Here is a 15,582-nt window from a genome sequence, read left to right on the forward strand (position 1 = left end):
CAAATGGGTTTCTGGTGTTGCTCAGGTGATTGCAGTCCACACTGCGCCCGAAGCGCCCAGTAGGCAGGCGGCGGCCATGGGCCAGATGGATGCCTCGATCTCGTTGCCCTGTCGGCGGTTCCTACCGGCCGAGACGAGGCCGAAGATGAAGAACACGAACAGGACGAGTGCTGCGCCCCAGAGAATCCAGTTGATGACGGTGGTCAGGCCCTCGGTGCCGGGAGGCTGCGTGGGGGTGAACGTCTGTGCCGAGAGCGATCCTTCACGAGGTGGGGTGAGCGCGTTGATGGTGGTCAGGGTGTGTGCTGCCAGAGTGTTTCCGAACATGGGAGTTCCTTTTCTCAGTGCCCGGAGCGGGCGATCTTTTCGATTTTCCGGAGCACACTTTTCAGCCGTGTCCCGGAAGCTTGTGGGCTGACACCAACTTCGCGCCACGAGGGTGCATACGGTGCTGTCATGGCGACCGGGAACATCCGCGCAACCCCGCGCGCGAAGTCCAGGGTCGGCTTCGTCAACCGGTTCTTGGGCCGGTCGTAGACGATCACGAGGCCGACCAGTTCATAGGGCAGCTGCCCGGACGCGGACTTACGGGCCAGCTGCTGTGCGGCCTCGAGCGAGGACGCACTGGTCGAGCAGACCAGCAGGGCCCGGCCTGCGTAGGTAGGGCGCCGCTCGGATTCATCGACGACGTTCTCCGAGCACAGGCCCGCGAGGGTGCTGGTGCCAACGCCACCGGAGGCACCGACCAGCCACAGGGTCGCGCTGGTCACCGCTACAGGGGCTGCTGGTGCGGTTTCCTCGACAGGCTCGGCGGCGAGGCTCTGCTGAATGTTCCGCGGGCCCCTCAGCGATTCGCGCTGCCCGAGGATCGGGTCATCGTCGATCGGGTCTTCCTGCGGTGTCACCTCCGGTTCGTTGACGAAGGGATTGCGCTGCGGGGTCACGGTCACAGTCCCTCCGCGATCTGCGCGGCTGCCCGGAGCCAGGCGCGGCGGGTCTGCGGGAGCATCGAGGAGAACCGGATCCTGCCCTCGATCAGCGATGGATCGTAGGGCACCGTGACGACAGACTTCACGAACGGGCGGAAAGACTCAGCGAGCTCGTTCAGCTTCGCCGGCCCGTGGGACGGGGTACACCCAAGGACGATCACCACGGCGCGGTCCGCCAGCGACTGCGCGTGCTCGTCGCCCGCCCGCAGGGCGCTGAGAACCCGGGACGCGCCTTCGGCGGCGTCGTCGACGGACTTCACCGGAATCACGACCTGGTCGGAGTGCCCGATCATGGCCTCCCAGTTATCCCCGCGTTCGGTGTTGCCCGAGTCCATGAGGATCAGCCGGTAATACTTCGCAGCCACAGAGTAGAGGCGGTGGACCTCGTCGCCGGTGACCTCGTGCCGCTTCTTCGCCCCCGACCGGTCATCGGAGCGAAGGACGTCGTACTGATCCGAGGGCTGGTGGTGGACGTAGGACGCCAGATCCCCGGCACGCGCGCCGGCGGTCATGAAGTAGTCGGTCTGCTCGAGGAGGTCGACCACCGTCGCCTCATGACCGGCGTCGAACGTCCGCCAGCCCAGCGAGCCGAGAGAGTTGTTGTTGTCCCACGCCAGGACACCGGAGCCGCCGAGGCGAGCAAATACAGCGGACAGGCAGATCACCGTCGGCGTCTTACCCGCCCCGCCCTTGGGATTCAGGACCGTGATCGTGCGGGGCCCGGCCCAATGCTGAGAGACAGTCTTCTCATCCCGGCGCTGCTCCAACTCACCTGGCGAGGCCGCGAGCTTCAACCCGAACTGATTCAGCACACCACGGACCCCGACCTGAGCGGGTGAGTCGGCGTCGGGCCGGTCGACGAACGACGGCATCGCCGTCCTGCGGGTCGGCAGCGGTCCCACCGTCTCAGCCGGTGCCCCTACCGGGATCACTGCGGGCGCCACAGCTGATGCAGCGACCGTTTCTGGTGCCGTCGCTTCCGTGGCCACGGAAGCGGAAACAGGAATGGGAGCAGGATCGGGAACGGGAGTGGCAACAGGTGCTGCTGCTTCCGCCGTGAACTCCACCGTGGCCTCCGGCGCGGTCGGCTCTTCTGGCGTGACGGGGGACGGCGCAGGTTCGGCTGCTTCGGCGGGCTGTACTGGCCCGCTGTCCGCCGGCTCACCGACGGCGTCATGCTCGATGACGGCGCCGTCGGTCTGGACGAGGATCGTGCGGGAGCCGGACGGGTCCTCGATGTGCAGTTCGGTGGCGGTGCTCGTCTCGGTCGCGAGGTCGGTCGCGGTGCTCATGACGGAGCGGCGGGCGTCCATGACCGACGGGTAGCCGGCGGTGGTTCTCTCGCCTCCCATGTCAAGCTCGAGGGTGCCGGCCGGGTCGATGACAGCGGTCATTCTCATCAGGGGTTCTCCTTCGGGGAAACAGTCGAGGTGGGGCTCGGGGCAGAAGTCGGGTCAGAGGTGAGGGCTGAGGTCGGGGTGGGTGTTGCTGTGGGTCGGGGTGCGACCTGCGTGAGCGCATACAGCAGGTCGGTAGGGGATCCTTCGGCCCGGGTGATTGCCTTGCCGTCGTCGGTGATGACGTCGGGGATCGCTGCCCGGGCGGTGTCGGTCGTGGTTTCGGTGACGCCGTGGGCGTTGATCCGCAGCTGCTCGGTGTTGGTGGTGACCCAGGCGTACCCGGCGGCGAGCTTCCCGGCCCCGGGCAGGCGGTGGGCCTGCTTCGCATCGACGTCGACCAGCAGGGTGCCGGCCATCAGCAGGCCGTTCTCCCGGTCCACCTGGATATCGGAGGTGGCGATATCGGTTCCTTCGACGTCGACGATGCCGACCTGGGTCGTCTCCGTCGCATCGGCGGCATCCCCAAGGGCGTAGAAGCCGATGGTGGTAGTGGTGTTGTTGTTGGTCTTCCATGCCGCGACGACCGTCCCGTTCACGGATCCGAGGACCGTGACCAGTTCCGCCCCTGCCGAGGGTGCAGGCAGCTTCGCCGGAGCTGGCAGGGCCGCCGAATCCTGCGTCACGCGCCAGATCCGGCCCGAGCGAGTGTCCGCTGCCACCAGATCATCGCCGAGGGCTTCGATGGGTTCCGCGGCCGCCGGGACCACCCGCACCGAAGTACTGCCGTCGGCTGCGACGATCAGTGTCCGCTTGTTCGGCAGGTCCACCCGCGGAGCCGTACCGCCGTCCAGGACGATCGAGCCGTCCTTCGGGACGTCGACGCGGATCGGGTCCGCCCCGTCGCCGAACAGCACCAGCTCCCGGGCGGCGGCGGCCGCGACCCTTGACTGCCCATCGAGGGTGAACAGGGCCAGCTGCGCGACCGTGAACGGTGCGGTACGCGTCCACCGCTCCACACCCGTCCGAGGATCATGACCGATCAGCTTCGAGCCGTCCACGCTCACCGGCTGCCCCGAAGGGTCCAGGACCGCTCGAACGGTCGAGCCTGTCATCGGCGTCGTCCAGTCACCGTAGGTATCCCACCCGGCAGGAGCAGGCACCGGCAGCTGCGCCGGAGGCGGCGTGAAGACCGTCGCCACCGGCTCGGCCGTGCTGTCCTGCAGTGTGGAGAAGGCGCTGAAACCGACCGTTGCCGCCAGGACCCCTGCACTCCCCCACAGCACAGCCTTCCGGCGCGCAGGGGTACGACGGCGGGCCGTCGTCGACCCAGTACGGGCAGCACCAGCACCCGTGCCGCCGGCAGTGCCGGTGGAAGTGGTGTTCTCTCGTTCCTCGAGGGTGCCCAGTTCGGCGTCGACGACCATTTCGTAGACCTCGCCGTCCTCGGTGAGCCCTTGCACCCGGCACGCGGTCAGACCCAGACGGCGGCACGCTTCCGCTGCTGCGTCGGCCGCGACGTCGGCTGCGGACGCCTCATCGAGCACCGGGTAGGTCAGGACGTCGCCGTTCGCGTCCGCGACGATTTCGCCCTCCCCGATGGTGAGGCGGATGACGGGCCAGGAATGCACTGCCGGGCTCACTTACCCTCCCCCGTCATCGAGCCGGGCATCGAGGCGGTCATGTCGCGGGTCTGGTGCCCGACGACGTCCCACCGGCTGTCCGTCTTCTCGAGGTACACGCTCACCTGCCGGTGACCGCCGCCCTCCAGCGGCGTCTCGTCACGGGCTACCCACCGCCACGTCACATCCAGGACCCGGATCGCCTTGTCCTCATCGATGTCCTGCGCGGCGTCACCGATCGCCGGAACCGCCCGGGGCACGCTGTAGGCACCGTGCACGGCTGGTTCTAACCATTCGCCCTGACTCGCGTTGCGCTCAGGCTCGACCTGATGCGCCGCCCACTCATCGCTCATCAGCGGCATGGCGCGCACCGCGGCCGCCGTTTCGGTGCGGTCCACCGTCGTGTCCCACGAATGCAGCATCAGCGCCGCGACCCGGGCGGTCGAGTCGACGTCGGACCGGTCGGCGTCCTCCGGGGAGGCGAACGTGTTGCCGCCCAGAATCTCCTCGGCAGGGGCCGAGGTGTAGGAGCCTTCGTAGATGGTGGTCGGCGCGGAGATAGGCGCGACATCGCTCTCGGAGGTCGGCACGTCGGCGGCGCAGCTGGTCAGAGCGATCATCGAGGCCGCCAGAGCGGCGGCCCGGTACAGGTTGGTGTGTGAGCGGCGGGTCATCGTACCCACGCTCCTTTCTGCTTCAGGATCGGCTCCGGGTCCAGGTTCCAGCCCTGATACGGGTAGACGACCTCCGGGGCCTCGGGCTTGTAGATCTCGACATGCAGGTGCGTGGCGACCGCGCCCAGACTGGCCCGGTTCCCTTCCGTACCGATGACATCCCCGCGCTTGAGCACGTCCCCCAAGATCACGTTGTAGGAGTTCATGTGGCAGAACGCGAACCCGAAATCCGGGTCGGGCCCGGCCTCCTTGGCGATCGCGCACCCGTCCGGATTGTTGAACCCGGTGATGCGCAGCGCGGTCGGGGCGATCACCGGTCCCCCGCTCCCGGACCCCGAGCCTGGGGTAGACAGGTCCACGCCGACGTGGTCCTGCGCCCAGGCGGGTAGGCCTGGGACATTGCGGTGCCCGTAGCCGGAGGTGAACACACCCCCGGGCAGAGGATTCGTCCACTCCCCGTCCCCCAGGTCACCGTCCCAAGCCGCCGCACCGGCAGGGGCCGCACAGTCCGCGGCGAACTCGCCCTGACCGGTGTCCAGGATCTTCTCCACGTACTGCTCGGTCTCCGCAAACGGCGGGACACCCTTGGCTTCCTGGACAGCACCCGAGCCAGCGTTGTAGGCAGCCAAGGTCAGCTGCACCAGCAGGTCGGGATCCCCGCCCGCCAGCGGCTCAACCTCGGACTTCAAGGCCGACATGTAGCGGCCGTAGGCAGGGATCGCGTCCTCAGCCGACAACGAGTCCCCACCCTTTCCGTACATGGCCCAAGTACCGGGCATGAACTGGGCCACCCCTTGCGCCCCCGCAGAACTCCGCGCGGTCTCGTGCCAACCCGATTCCTGCTTCAGCTGGGCCGCCACCACGCTCACCGGGAGGCCCGCCGTCGCTGCCGCACCCTCGACGAGGTCTGACCACCCATTCGGGATCGCCGGCGTCGAGGTAACGTCACCGACGGTTTCACCGACTGCCGAGACGACACACGCAGCGGGCTTCTCCTCTTTCTGCATGAGGATCGCAGCACCCGCAATGCCCACAACGGGCAGGCCAGCCAGCAGAGGTACAAGAATCACCAGGGCCAGAAGCGGTGACGCTCCACGCTTCTCGTCTTCGTCCACGACTACCTCCCCTGGGTGTTGTGGGCACAGACTGGTGAGGGCGCGCCCGCTAAAATTGGAACGGTGAGGAAGAAGGCTGATGCCAATTCCTTATTAATTAGAATAGCTTAGTTTTTGACATCATGGCTAGACGTGTATGCCGTGCGCATCTAGTGCTCTCTTGAAGGAGGTGCCGTGGCTGTTTCTGGTTCTGACTTCAAGCAATGGCTTGAACGACGCGGCATCACCACATCAGCGAGCGAGCTGGGCCGCGTGACCGGACTGCATCGCGTGACCGTGGGCAACCAGATCCGGCGTGGCAGCGTCCCCGAGACGACCGTTGTAGGGGTGGCCCGAGGCGTCGGTATCGACCCGATCACGGCATTGGCGGACTTCAAGGATTACGAAGACCTCGACAGCCGGCCCCGCACACCAACAGCCGCAGAAGTCCTCAGTCAGGTCTACCATGCCGACCTCATGGTCGAGCTGCAGCACCGCTTCCACGAAGACCTGTTCCCCCGGAACGACCAGGTTAAAATCGGCTTCCCCCACGATGGTTCTCATCGAGCGTGGATCGACGCCATCGACACCGGCGACGTCCGGCACGACGTGGCCGAAAAGACGGGAACGGCGATCACCTACCTGTTCAGCCAGCTTTCCGATAACAAGCTCACCCCCATCCAGGCGGTCACCGCTGCCCGGGTCAGCGGGACGTCGATGGTTGCGGGGCTTGTCGTCGTCGGACTCATCACCATGGAAGAGGGCGACTGGCCCGTGGACATTCGGGAGACGGCCCTGATGGTGATGAAGAACGAGGACCTGGTCGAACTCATCCAACAACGGCTCAACCTCCTCCAGCGCCGCCTTCGGCAGCGCAAGGAAGCCCTCGAATACGCGGAGAAACTCACGGATCTGATCGGATGAACGAAAGCATCTACGTCATTTCAGTCGGCTTCATGTTGATCTTCCTCGGCGGACTAACGTTCCACCGCATGACCTCCAAGCGCACACCCGAAGGGGCGCGGGCACTGCTGCGACCCAGTGGCCGGCTGGCTCTCATGGGAGTGCTGCTGACTGCCGCTTACGTGTTTTCCCTGCCGGGCGTCTATCACGTGCTGGAAGCCATCGTGCCTATCTCCAACGGCACCGACTTCATCGCCAAATGCTGCGCTATGACCGCTGTAGGGGTCCTCGGCGTGCACCTAGCCGTCGCCTACGGCTCAGAAACGGCTACCACCTGGATCATTGGAAAGCGCGGTCTGCTGGTGGGCGTGATCGCGGCCTCGGGGGTGCTCTTCACGCTTCTCGTGGCGGACACCCCCGAGGCGTCACCCCGCTTGGAGATGTACCAAGGTCAGCGCGCGGTGGAACTGAACGAGTGGATTGTCCTCGCCTACACCGCCTACGTACTGGCGCCGTTGCTGCTGCCGCTTTTACGTGATGGCCGCAGGAACCCCCTACGCCTCGGGCGTCTTGCCTCGAGGTTGATCTTCGCCGGTTTCATATTCTCGATTGCACGCGCCCTCGCCTACCCGCTGGAACTACACGCGGGACCCGAAGCGTTCTATATCTTCGAGCTGGTCACGCACGTATCGACGGCCTGCGTCGTTCTTGGACTGTGGGTCTTCGCCATCGCCAGGAGGCACCGGCTGGCACGCAAGACGCTAGACATCGGCCTGTCGATCAAGTGAGGAGTGGAACGTGAGTCAAACACCACCAGAGGCAAAGCAGGCTGTAGAGCGGATCCTGACCAAGGCCAACCCGGAGAATGAGGCGGCCCACGCCGTCATCTTCCGCGCAGTGAAAATCTGCATCGAAGCAGGGATGAACCGCCGGCAGACGGCCCGCTACCTCGGCGTCTCCGCCCGACGCATCGACAAGCACGGCCAGTACTTCCGCACCGCGAAGTCAGTCAGGACCATGTTCGGAGAAGCCTTCCACTCCACGTCGATCGACATCCCCGCAGAGGACGCTAAAGCGAAGCTGATCCAGTGGGCATGGAAGAGCTAAAAATGTTCTGATTGCTGTGGATCGAAGGACTGTGCCATATTGGTACAGTCCTTCGATCGTTAGGAAGCCAGATGCAGCCCACCGGCAGAAAGGGAGCGTGCCCCAAGACACGGCCACTCACGACTCGCCCCCGCAGGGCGACCGCAACACGACACAGAAACAGTTTTGCCATAATGCTTCGTGGTCACTGACCGTGGTGTTAGGTTCGGAGTGTCCGGAAAGAAAACTGTTTTCGCTCACGCGAGAATTGAGACCGCAAGGTCGCTGGACATCTGGAACTGATCACGAAGCGAAGGCCCCTGGGGCCAGCAGATTCAAAGGACAGTGGTAATCATGGCTGTGACAGCAGACGGTCGAGTTGGACCTGGCCGCAGGCACAAGGGTGACCGCAAGCTCATTGGCTTTCGCTTGGCGACGGAGAAGGCCAACACGGTGCGGGAGATTGCATCCGCTGAAGGCTTTGAGCACGTCAGCGACTGGGTAGCCTCCGTTGTCGAAGATCGCATCCAGCACACCGACCTCCCCAAGACCAACCAGCAGGAGGCTCTGCCTATCGGCCGCCTCGCCTCTTAACGAAGAGAAGGCCCGCCATAGGCGGGCCTTCGAAGACTTCGACTCACAACCTGTGTTTGCTTGCCGGCTGATCAGGAAGTAAGTCCAACAAACGCCTTTTCCCTTGGGAGGAGCGGACCTCTGTCATTCCTTCAGGAGGAATACCATCACTTTACCCCAGCATGACTGGGCCCTGCCAGACTTACAGAGTTCGGGCGTGTCGCTTGTCAAAGACGAGCCCTCGGTCGTATGGGCTGCACTAGCACCCCTCCTGGCAGGTCAGCCCCGTGTGAGGCTATCGCGAGACGCCGGTCGAAGTTACCCGCAGAAGTTCGAGCGGGATCTCACCGATGCCCTGCCGACCGTGCCCGCAGCTGTCCGCGTCTTCGGCAAGGACGGCTCCTGCCGCGCGCTCTTCTTCGACTTCGACGCCTCCAAGGGAGGCTTGGCCCAGGTCACAGCTGACGTCCGGGTCCTGCAGGAGTGGCTGCACCGCCTCGGCGCCCGCTGGATCGAGGACTTCTCTCCGAACGGCGGACGCCACGTCTACGTGCCGCTGGCCGACCCAGCGACCTTTACCGATGCTCGGGAGCTCGTTGAGGCGCTGGGCAACAGGCTTCCGAGCCTCGACAGGACGCCCCACCAGAACCTCCTCCACGGGTGCATGCGCGTACCCGGGAGCCGGCACAAGACAGGCGGCCACCAGCAGCTCGCCATGAGCCTGTCGATGGCCTACGACGTCGCACGCCGGCCCAATGCCTCGACCGTGTGGGCGGCGATGCGCCGTGACCTTCGGGACGAGATCCAGGCTGCCCGGGCCCTCCGCCTCGAAGCGGTGGCCCCCGTACTCGAAACGTCGGCAGCGAACACGATGAACGTCTCTTCGGCTTCCCGGATGTCCCAGGCCATGCAGAGCATCGCGCGCACAGGGCTGTACGACGCCAACCGCTACGGCAGCAACTCCGAGGCCCGTCAGGCAGTCATCACGGGAGCTGCTGCTGCCGGACTGAACGCCACCGACATCTACCGCCGCATGACCCAGGGAATCTGGCCCGGCCTCGCGTCCTTTTACGCCCGCTACAGCGCGGGCAACAGAGTCCAAGCACTTCAGCGCGACCTCGCTGCTTCACATCGGCACCTCAAATCGAAGGCCACGAACACCGCGAGGCAGAGCAGTAACCATAAAAACCCCACAAGCCGGCCAAATACACAGCCGCCTGTACTACACCGTGGTAATTCCACGCTCGTCGATTCCGCCGCCGAGCATCGATTCATCAGGACTTGGCGAAACGCCGCATCGCTGGTTGAGCAGACCATGGGTTCTTCCAGGGCTGACCTCGCACGAAGGATGGTGCTCAGGGCACTGGGAGCCGCGGCACACATGACCGGGGGATCGGTCGTCGAGTTCGGGGTCCGATCATTGGCTGTCGCGACAGGGCTCGATCACACCACTGTGGCCGGTCATCTGCGCGCGCTTCGATCGGCGTCCAACCCCCTTATCGCCATGCTCGAGAAGGCAAAGGGGACGCGGGGAGATCAGTACGAGCTCACCATCCCGGATCCGCTCAAAGAAAGTGCCGGGGACTTGGCCTGGAAGAAGGGCAAGCTGCACGCCCTCCGGCCTGCCTTCAGGGAGCTCGGCTTCCCTGCCGCATTCGTGTACGAGGCACTGGAGACATCGGCCACTCCCCTATCGACGGCTGAGCTCGTCCGCATCACAAGGCTCTCCCGCACCACTGTCAGCGAGTCCCTCGAGATCCTCGCAGCGTGGAACCTCGCGACTCGCGGCTGTGCAGGATGGACCATAGAGGCTTCCACCAGCCTGTCCACGGTCGCCGAGTGCCTGGGCGTCCTCGAGGACGTCGCAGCACAGGTGAAGCTCTACAGGGCGCAGCGCGCAGTCTGGCGGAAATGGCTTGCTGGGCGTGCTCCGGATGCGCTGCTCCCCTCCCCCGATGACGACTACCCGTGGGAGATCTACGAGGGGCCGCCCGACGACCTATCCCTTGCGGATTTGGCGTTCAGGTCGGCGGGCTAATGCCGAAATTACAGAGTCCGAAAGATGCGCAGTACCAGGCGCAAGAGTTACGTCCGAACTTCGGAAGTTCGGCACTCCGTAGTTTTGTAGGTCAATAGCGCGGGTCGAGGCCACAGGAAGCGCGGATCTCGTTCTCCGTCACTCCCCCGAGCTCGTCCTGGTGCTGCAACAGCAGGTCGATGGCGGTACGAATCAGGGTGTTGTCCGTGATGCGTTCCGGGCCCTTCTTCCCCTTGTTGATCTTCATGCGGAGCGTCGTCAGAGCGAGCACCTGGTCCCCATAGACACGGACTTCCTTGCGGTCCATTTCCTCCCAGGATGGCTTCTTCGCGGCTTTGGGCTCCGCCGCTGTGGTCCGCTCTCCCGCGCTCTTCTCGGGCTGCGGAGCCGCCTGCTTGGGCGCCGCCGGAACAGGCTCCTGCTGAGCGCGAGGAGCCGGCTCATGGGCGGGCTCAACGGGCTGGGGAACCGCCGGGGCCGCGGGTCGGGCTGCTAATGGCTCCTTGACCGCCGTAGCGACTGCTGACGATGGCCCTGCCGGCGCGGCTACGGGCAGAGTGGGCCCCACTCCCCTACCCGTGGCGCGATCCGCCTCGTCCTGCTGGTCGCGCTGCATGGCGGCAAGCATTTCCTGGCTGCCCTGGTTCAGCAGCCCCTTCAACCCCTTCTTGACCGCCATGATCTACCTCGTCTCCTGATTGGCCCAGATGCTCAAGAGCTCCCGGGCAACGTCCTTGTAGTCCGCGCCGGCCTTTTCGGCCGCCCGCGTCTTGTCATAAGTAGTCACGACCTGACCGGTAAGCGGCGCACGTTCGTGCACCTTGTAGGACCGCACATACGACTTGCAGACCTTCAGGCCGGCGTCGCGCAGCTCGTCCTGGGCATCCGTGGCATCGACCAGGGACCTCGAGTCGACCTTCGTGATGACGATCCGGTAGTCCACTCCCCCGGGCTCGACAATGCTTTTGAACGTGTTGACCAGAGGCAGCATGGCCAGTGCCGTTGGCTCGGTCGGCAGGATGACGAAGTCCGAATTGGCCACGACGGCCTTCAGGACCGCCATGTTCTCCAGGTTTCCGGGAGTGTCGACGAAGATCGTGTCGTAATCCGCACCGCGTAGCTGAGCGAGGACCTGCACGTTCGTCTCCGCGACGACGTCGAAAGGCAGCCGACGGTCATCAGGAAGTTCTTCCGCCGTGGTCGCCCACGAGGTGACGGACAGCTGCGGATCGACGTCTACGACGAGCACGCGTGAGTGCTCGGCGACCACCGACGCCAGGTTCATGACGGTCGTGGACTTACCGGCGCCGCCCTTTTGGTTGATGACAGAGACAACTCTCATGTCGCACGGATCCTTCGCTGCAATGACAAATGGTCCGGCTGCAGTAGGAATCTGCGTGCATTAGATGGAGTGGCCATAGGGCCACCCAAGGTACGGAACTTACAGAGTTCCAGCTGTCAGCCGGCAAGCTAACGGACCCAACCTACCAGTGGACCCCTCCCCCACCCCGGAAGAACCGTCGGTGAGTTCCGACGTACCGAAGTCTGTAGTTTTGTACTTACGGACTCCCGCAGTTCCGTGCTCTGGAACTACGGGAGTTTTGGGTGTTCATGCTTCTCGCGAGATCCTACGCGCGTGAGCCACCACCGCTAGCCCGAACTTACGAAGTTCGGCAAACGGGAAGAACGGTACTCCGGCGTTAGACCGGGCGCTGCACCGCCAGACTCCCGAGGTTCATAGCCTGGCGGCCAAGTGTCGCTGAAGGGGCGGGAGCACTGCCGAAGTTTCGGAGTTACTGAGTCTAGAAGCTCGGAAGGACAAGGCCCGGTCGATTCGTGGGTGGCTGCCTGGCGAGGTGCGTGAGCTTGGACAGCTGAGCTGTGGGCGGCCTCACTACTGCCGAACGCCCGAAGTCCGGAAGGATCGGACTTCGAGCGGGCTTCGGTGGTCATACTTTTGCGGTCTGGGGCTTTTCGCCGACACGTACTCGAGTGTCGCACTACCAAACTCAGGAAGTTCGAAAGGTCCGAGGCCCGGGCACGCCTGGTCTCGGTGGTGATGATCTGCTGAGCGCTGGTGTTCCGTTCGATTGGGTCCGTTGCTGCCCGTACTGCCAAAGTCCGGAAGTCCGGAAGTCCGAGAGGGCCAAGATTCGGAACTTCCCGATTCAGATGTTCACTGACTGCCAAGTTGAGGTCCGAGGCGGTTGCAGGTGCACAGTACCGAACTTCCGAAGTTCGGAAGCACAGATCCTCGGTACATTCTGACCCTGGCGGCTACGAACGGTCGAGGTCTGGTGTCTCGTGCCGGTACAGGGTCGAGCCGCCGGTTCGGCGGAACTTCCGAAGTCCGGAAAACACGGACCCCAAATCTCTCTGAGTCTGGAGGCTCCGACCTGCCGAGCTGCGGAAGGCTGCATGGGTACAAGAGTGGGACGTCGGTACTGCCAAACCTCCGAAGTCCGGAAGAACCAAACCCCGGTGCTGGTTGGGCCTGGCTAACCCCAAACGCGAGGGCCTGGAAGCTCGTCAGCCTGCAGACATCCGCGCCCTTACTGCCGAACTTCCGAAGTTTAGAAGACGATCGCGTCGGAAGTTACGAACTGCGGAAGTTTGCAAGTGCCTTCCAGTATCCGTGCCGCCGGTGGCCGCTGGTAGCACCGAACTTTTGAGGTTCGGAAGTGCGATGTTTCGGCTGCCTTTGAGGAGATGGACCGGTCGCGTGGGAGCGTTTGCTCGAAGCTGTGGGGGAGGGGTTGGAATGACTCGCTGTGGAGCGGCCTGCGGGCGCTGCGACTTGGCAGCGGAGCGCCATTCGCAGTGGAGTCATTACCAGCGAGGTGTGCTTGGTGTTCTGGGCGTGCCAGGCCACGATCCGCTGGGCGAACACGTCGACGATGAAGGCCACGTAGACGAACCCAGACCAGGTGCGTACGTAGGTGAAGTCGGTGACCCATACCGTGTTCGGTGCGACCGCGGTGAAATCACGGTTGAGCAGGGCCCCGGCCCGCACCCCGTCCTTACCAGCCACCGTGGTGCGCACCGGTCTGCCACGGCGCACCCCGCTCAAGCCCAGGGCGCGCATCGCCCGGTCAACGGATCCAGGGCTTGCCTGCGGGTGGCCGGTGCGGCGCAACAGCGCCAGCATCTTCGCCCGCCCATAAAGTCCTTCCGGGGCCAGCCGCACCCGACCCATCTGATCAGTGGTCCAGGCCGCGTCGCGGACCGCGTTCATGACAGCTGCATCGGTGAGCGTTCGGACCGCAACCTTCTGCGCACGCCAGGATCGGTAGGTGCGCGCAGCGATCCGACAGCCCTGCTCGCGCAGGGGTCAAGTCCCTGGTAGTGGTGTAGCTCGGTGTCCTTCTGGTTGGTGAGTTAGGCGCTGAGGGCGAGTGTTGGTTCGTTCACCTCGGCTCCGTCGGTGTCGTCGACGATGGTGAGTCGGCTCTTGGCGAGGATGTCGAGGCCGAGGTAGCGGCGACCTTCGGCCCATTCATCGGTTTGTTCGGCCAGGACGGCGCCGACGAGTCGGGTGATCGCGTCGCGGTTCGGGAAAATCCCGACGGAGTCGGTGCGGCGGCGGATCTCTCGGTTGAGGCGCTCGTTGGGGTTATTGGACCAAATTTGCTGCCAGAGGCCTTCGGGGAACCCCGCGAATGCGAGGATGTCATCCCGGGCGGCGTCGAGGTGTTCGTGGGCGTCGGGTAGCTTCCCGTCGACGTAGTCCAGCAAGCGGTCGAATTGGGCGTTCACCGCGGCGGCGTCGGGCTGATCATAGACACTGTGGAGCATCGCCTTCACTGCCGGCCACAGACTCTTCGGCGTCACACTCATCAGGTTCGCCGCATAGTGGGTCCGGCATCTCTGCCAGGCCGCGCCGGGCAGGTTCGCGGCGATCGCTTCGACCAGTCCCCTATGGGCGTCGGAGGTGACCAGGCGGACACCGGTGAGGCCGCGGGCGACGAGATCGGCGAGGAACGTGTTCCATGCCGCGCCTGTTTCCGACGTCGCGACGCGCAGGCCGAGAACCTCCCGGCGCCCATCGGCGTTGACGCCGGTGGCGACCATGACGACCGCGTTGATGACCCGACCGCCTTCGCGGACCTTCATCGTGAGAGCGTCGGCGGCGACGAACGTGAACGGGCCAGCATCGGTGAGGGGTCGGTGGCGGAACTGATCGACCTGCTCATCGAGCTCCGCAGCCATGCGGGAGACCTGCGACTTCGACAACGAGTGGACCCCGAGGGTCTTCACGAGCTTGTCCATCCGGCGGGTCGAGACGCCCGCGAGGTAACAGTCGGCCACGACGGTGATCAGGGCTGTCTCAGCTCGTTTGCGGCGTTCGAGGAGCCATTCCGGGAAGTACGTGCCCTGCCGCAGCTTCGGGATCTGAATGTCGATCGTGCCGGCCCTCGTGTCGAGGTCGCGGTGCCGGTAGCCATTGCGCTGCGTGGTGCGGCCGGGCGTGGGTTGACCCCATTCGGCGCCGATCACCGCGTCGGCATCAGCGGACAGAAGGGCGTTGATCATGGTCTGCAGAAGGGTGCGCATCAGATCTGGGGACGCGTCAGTCAGGGCTTCGCCGAGGAGGCGTGCAGGGTCGACAATATGAGGAGCGGTCATCGTGGAGATGCCTTTCGAGTGGGATGTGAGAGTTTCCTCGAAGGATCACACGGTGGCCGCGCCCACGTCCAAGACGAGAACACCCAGCCACCGGCAGCTACACCACTTTATGGGGCACTACTCGCGCAGAACCCGGCAGATCGACTCGACCACGTGCCCCTTGGACCTCATCTGATCGATGAATCCCATGATCAACGTTTGCGGGGGTCGAGTTCCCCCGCGAAGAAAGTCGTCGCGGCTTTCAAGATCGCCACGTCCTCACGCAACCGACGGTTCTCTGCTTTCAACCGTCTGATTTCCTCGTCCTCGGCCGTCGTGAGACCCTCGCGCTCCCCGGCGTCGATCTGGGCTCTTCGTACCCAATTCCGCAGTGTCTCCTTCCCCACGCCCAGGTTCGTTCCGACCGCTGCGCAGGCCTGGCTGATGGAGGCGTACTCCGGGAGCTGCTCGAGCACCATCCGCACGGCACGCTCCCTGATCGCGGGATCAATACTCTTTGGCATGACAACATCCTTCCTGACCAGAAAAGACGCGGCATCAAACCTAGGGGGATTCACTACTGACCCCCTGGGTCCCTCACCGAACAATCGTGCAAGAAATGCGCCTGACCCAGGAGTGGTATGGCCAATACCGCAAAGGC

At 64.5% G+C, this 15,582-nt stretch carries 14 protein-coding genes and 2 pseudogenes; 5 read left to right on the top strand and 11 right to left on the bottom strand.

What is annotated here, in order from left to right; all coding sequences use genetic code 11:
• Window positions 1-21: 21 nt before the first annotated feature.
• From E8P82_RS11780 to E8P82_RS11805, 6 genes are read right to left on the bottom strand one after another with little or no spacing between them, the layout of a single operon-like run.
• Window positions 22-327, bottom strand: a complete 306-nt coding sequence (locus tag E8P82_RS11780) for a hypothetical protein (protein WP_136455100.1) — start codon at window positions 325-327, stop codon at window positions 22-24.
• A gap of 14 nt (window positions 328-341) precedes the next feature.
• Complete coding sequence (locus tag E8P82_RS11785) at window positions 342-950, bottom strand: DUF6668 family protein (RefSeq protein WP_211096868.1); 609 nt, start codon at window positions 948-950, stop codon at window positions 342-344.
• On the bottom strand, window positions 947-2,389 hold the full coding sequence (locus tag E8P82_RS11790) for a MinD/ParA family ATP-binding protein (RefSeq protein WP_136455104.1): 1,443 nt from the start codon (window positions 2,387-2,389) through the stop codon (window positions 947-949). The genes E8P82_RS11785 and E8P82_RS11790 overlap by 4 nt, the downstream gene beginning before the upstream one ends.
• Window positions 2,389-3,969 carry a hypothetical protein gene (locus E8P82_RS11795; protein WP_136455105.1) on the bottom strand — a complete coding sequence of 527 codons (1,581 nt, stop codon included), beginning with the start codon at window positions 3,967-3,969 and terminating at the stop codon, window positions 2,389-2,391. The genes E8P82_RS11790 and E8P82_RS11795 overlap by 1 nt, the downstream gene beginning before the upstream one ends.
• A complete protein-coding gene (locus E8P82_RS11800) occupies window positions 3,966-4,622 on the bottom strand; it encodes a hypothetical protein (RefSeq protein ID WP_136455107.1) in 657 nt (218 codons plus the stop codon). Before E8P82_RS11800 ends, E8P82_RS11795 begins: the two co-directional genes overlap by 4 nt.
• Window positions 4,619-5,737, bottom strand: a complete 1,119-nt coding sequence (locus E8P82_RS11805) for a transglycosylase SLT domain-containing protein (protein ID WP_136455109.1) — start codon at window positions 5,735-5,737, stop codon at window positions 4,619-4,621. Before E8P82_RS11805 ends, E8P82_RS11800 begins: the two co-directional genes overlap by 4 nt.
• Window positions 5,738-5,911: 174 nt before the next feature.
• Here E8P82_RS11805 and E8P82_RS11810 point away from each other — a divergent pair, with 174 nt between their 5' ends.
• The 5 genes from E8P82_RS11810 (at window position 5,912) to E8P82_RS11830 (ending at window position 10,316) form a co-directional block, all read left to right on the top strand.
• A complete protein-coding gene (locus E8P82_RS11810) occupies window positions 5,912-6,640 on the top strand; it encodes a hypothetical protein (protein ID WP_136455110.1) in 729 nt (242 codons plus the stop codon).
• Entirely contained in the window at window positions 6,637-7,407 is a 771-nt protein-coding gene (locus E8P82_RS11815) for a hypothetical protein (protein WP_136455112.1), read from the top strand. Before E8P82_RS11810 ends, E8P82_RS11815 begins: the two co-directional genes overlap by 4 nt.
• 10 nt (window positions 7,408-7,417) lie before the next feature.
• Window positions 7,418-7,726 (top strand): hypothetical protein, encoded by a 309-nt coding sequence (locus E8P82_RS11820; RefSeq protein ID WP_136455114.1) that lies wholly within the window; start codon window positions 7,418-7,420, stop codon window positions 7,724-7,726.
• 333 nt (window positions 7,727-8,059) lie between these two features.
• Window positions 8,060-8,299, top strand: coding sequence for a hypothetical protein (locus E8P82_RS11825; RefSeq protein WP_136455115.1), 240 nt, complete (start codon window positions 8,060-8,062; stop codon window positions 8,297-8,299).
• A gap of 268 nt (window positions 8,300-8,567) precedes the next feature.
• Window positions 8,568-10,316, top strand: a complete 1,749-nt coding sequence (locus tag E8P82_RS11830) for a MarR family transcriptional regulator (protein ID WP_246021310.1) — start codon at window positions 8,568-8,570, stop codon at window positions 10,314-10,316.
• A 91-nt stretch (window positions 10,317-10,407) separates the two neighbouring features.
• Here E8P82_RS11830 and E8P82_RS15195 read toward each other — a convergent pair whose 3' ends face one another.
• From E8P82_RS15195 to E8P82_RS11855, 5 genes and pseudogenes are all read right to left on the bottom strand, one after another.
• A complete protein-coding gene (locus E8P82_RS15195) occupies window positions 10,408-10,995 on the bottom strand; it encodes a hypothetical protein (RefSeq protein ID WP_211096869.1) in 588 nt (195 codons plus the stop codon).
• A 3-nt stretch (window positions 10,996-10,998) separates the two neighbouring features.
• Window positions 10,999-11,658, bottom strand: coding sequence for a ParA family protein (locus E8P82_RS11840; RefSeq protein WP_136455117.1), 660 nt, complete (start codon window positions 11,656-11,658; stop codon window positions 10,999-11,001).
• A 1,419-nt stretch (window positions 11,659-13,077) separates the two neighbouring features.
• Window positions 13,078-13,644 (bottom strand): annotated as a pseudogene (locus E8P82_RS11845) (DDE-type integrase/transposase/recombinase); the annotation flags it as partial.
• A 50-nt stretch (window positions 13,645-13,694) separates the two neighbouring features.
• A complete protein-coding gene (locus E8P82_RS11850) occupies window positions 13,695-14,942 on the bottom strand; it encodes an IS256 family transposase (RefSeq protein ID WP_136455120.1) in 1,248 nt (415 codons plus the stop codon).
• Between the two features lie 120 nt (window positions 14,943-15,062).
• Window positions 15,063-15,445 (bottom strand): annotated as a pseudogene (locus E8P82_RS11855) (transposase); the annotation flags it as partial.
• Window positions 15,446-15,582: the final 137 nt, after the last annotated feature.

The sequence above is a fragment of the Arthrobacter echini genome (assembly GCF_004803505.1).
GTDB lineage: Bacteria > Actinomycetota > Actinomycetes > Actinomycetales > Micrococcaceae > Arthrobacter_D > Arthrobacter_D echini.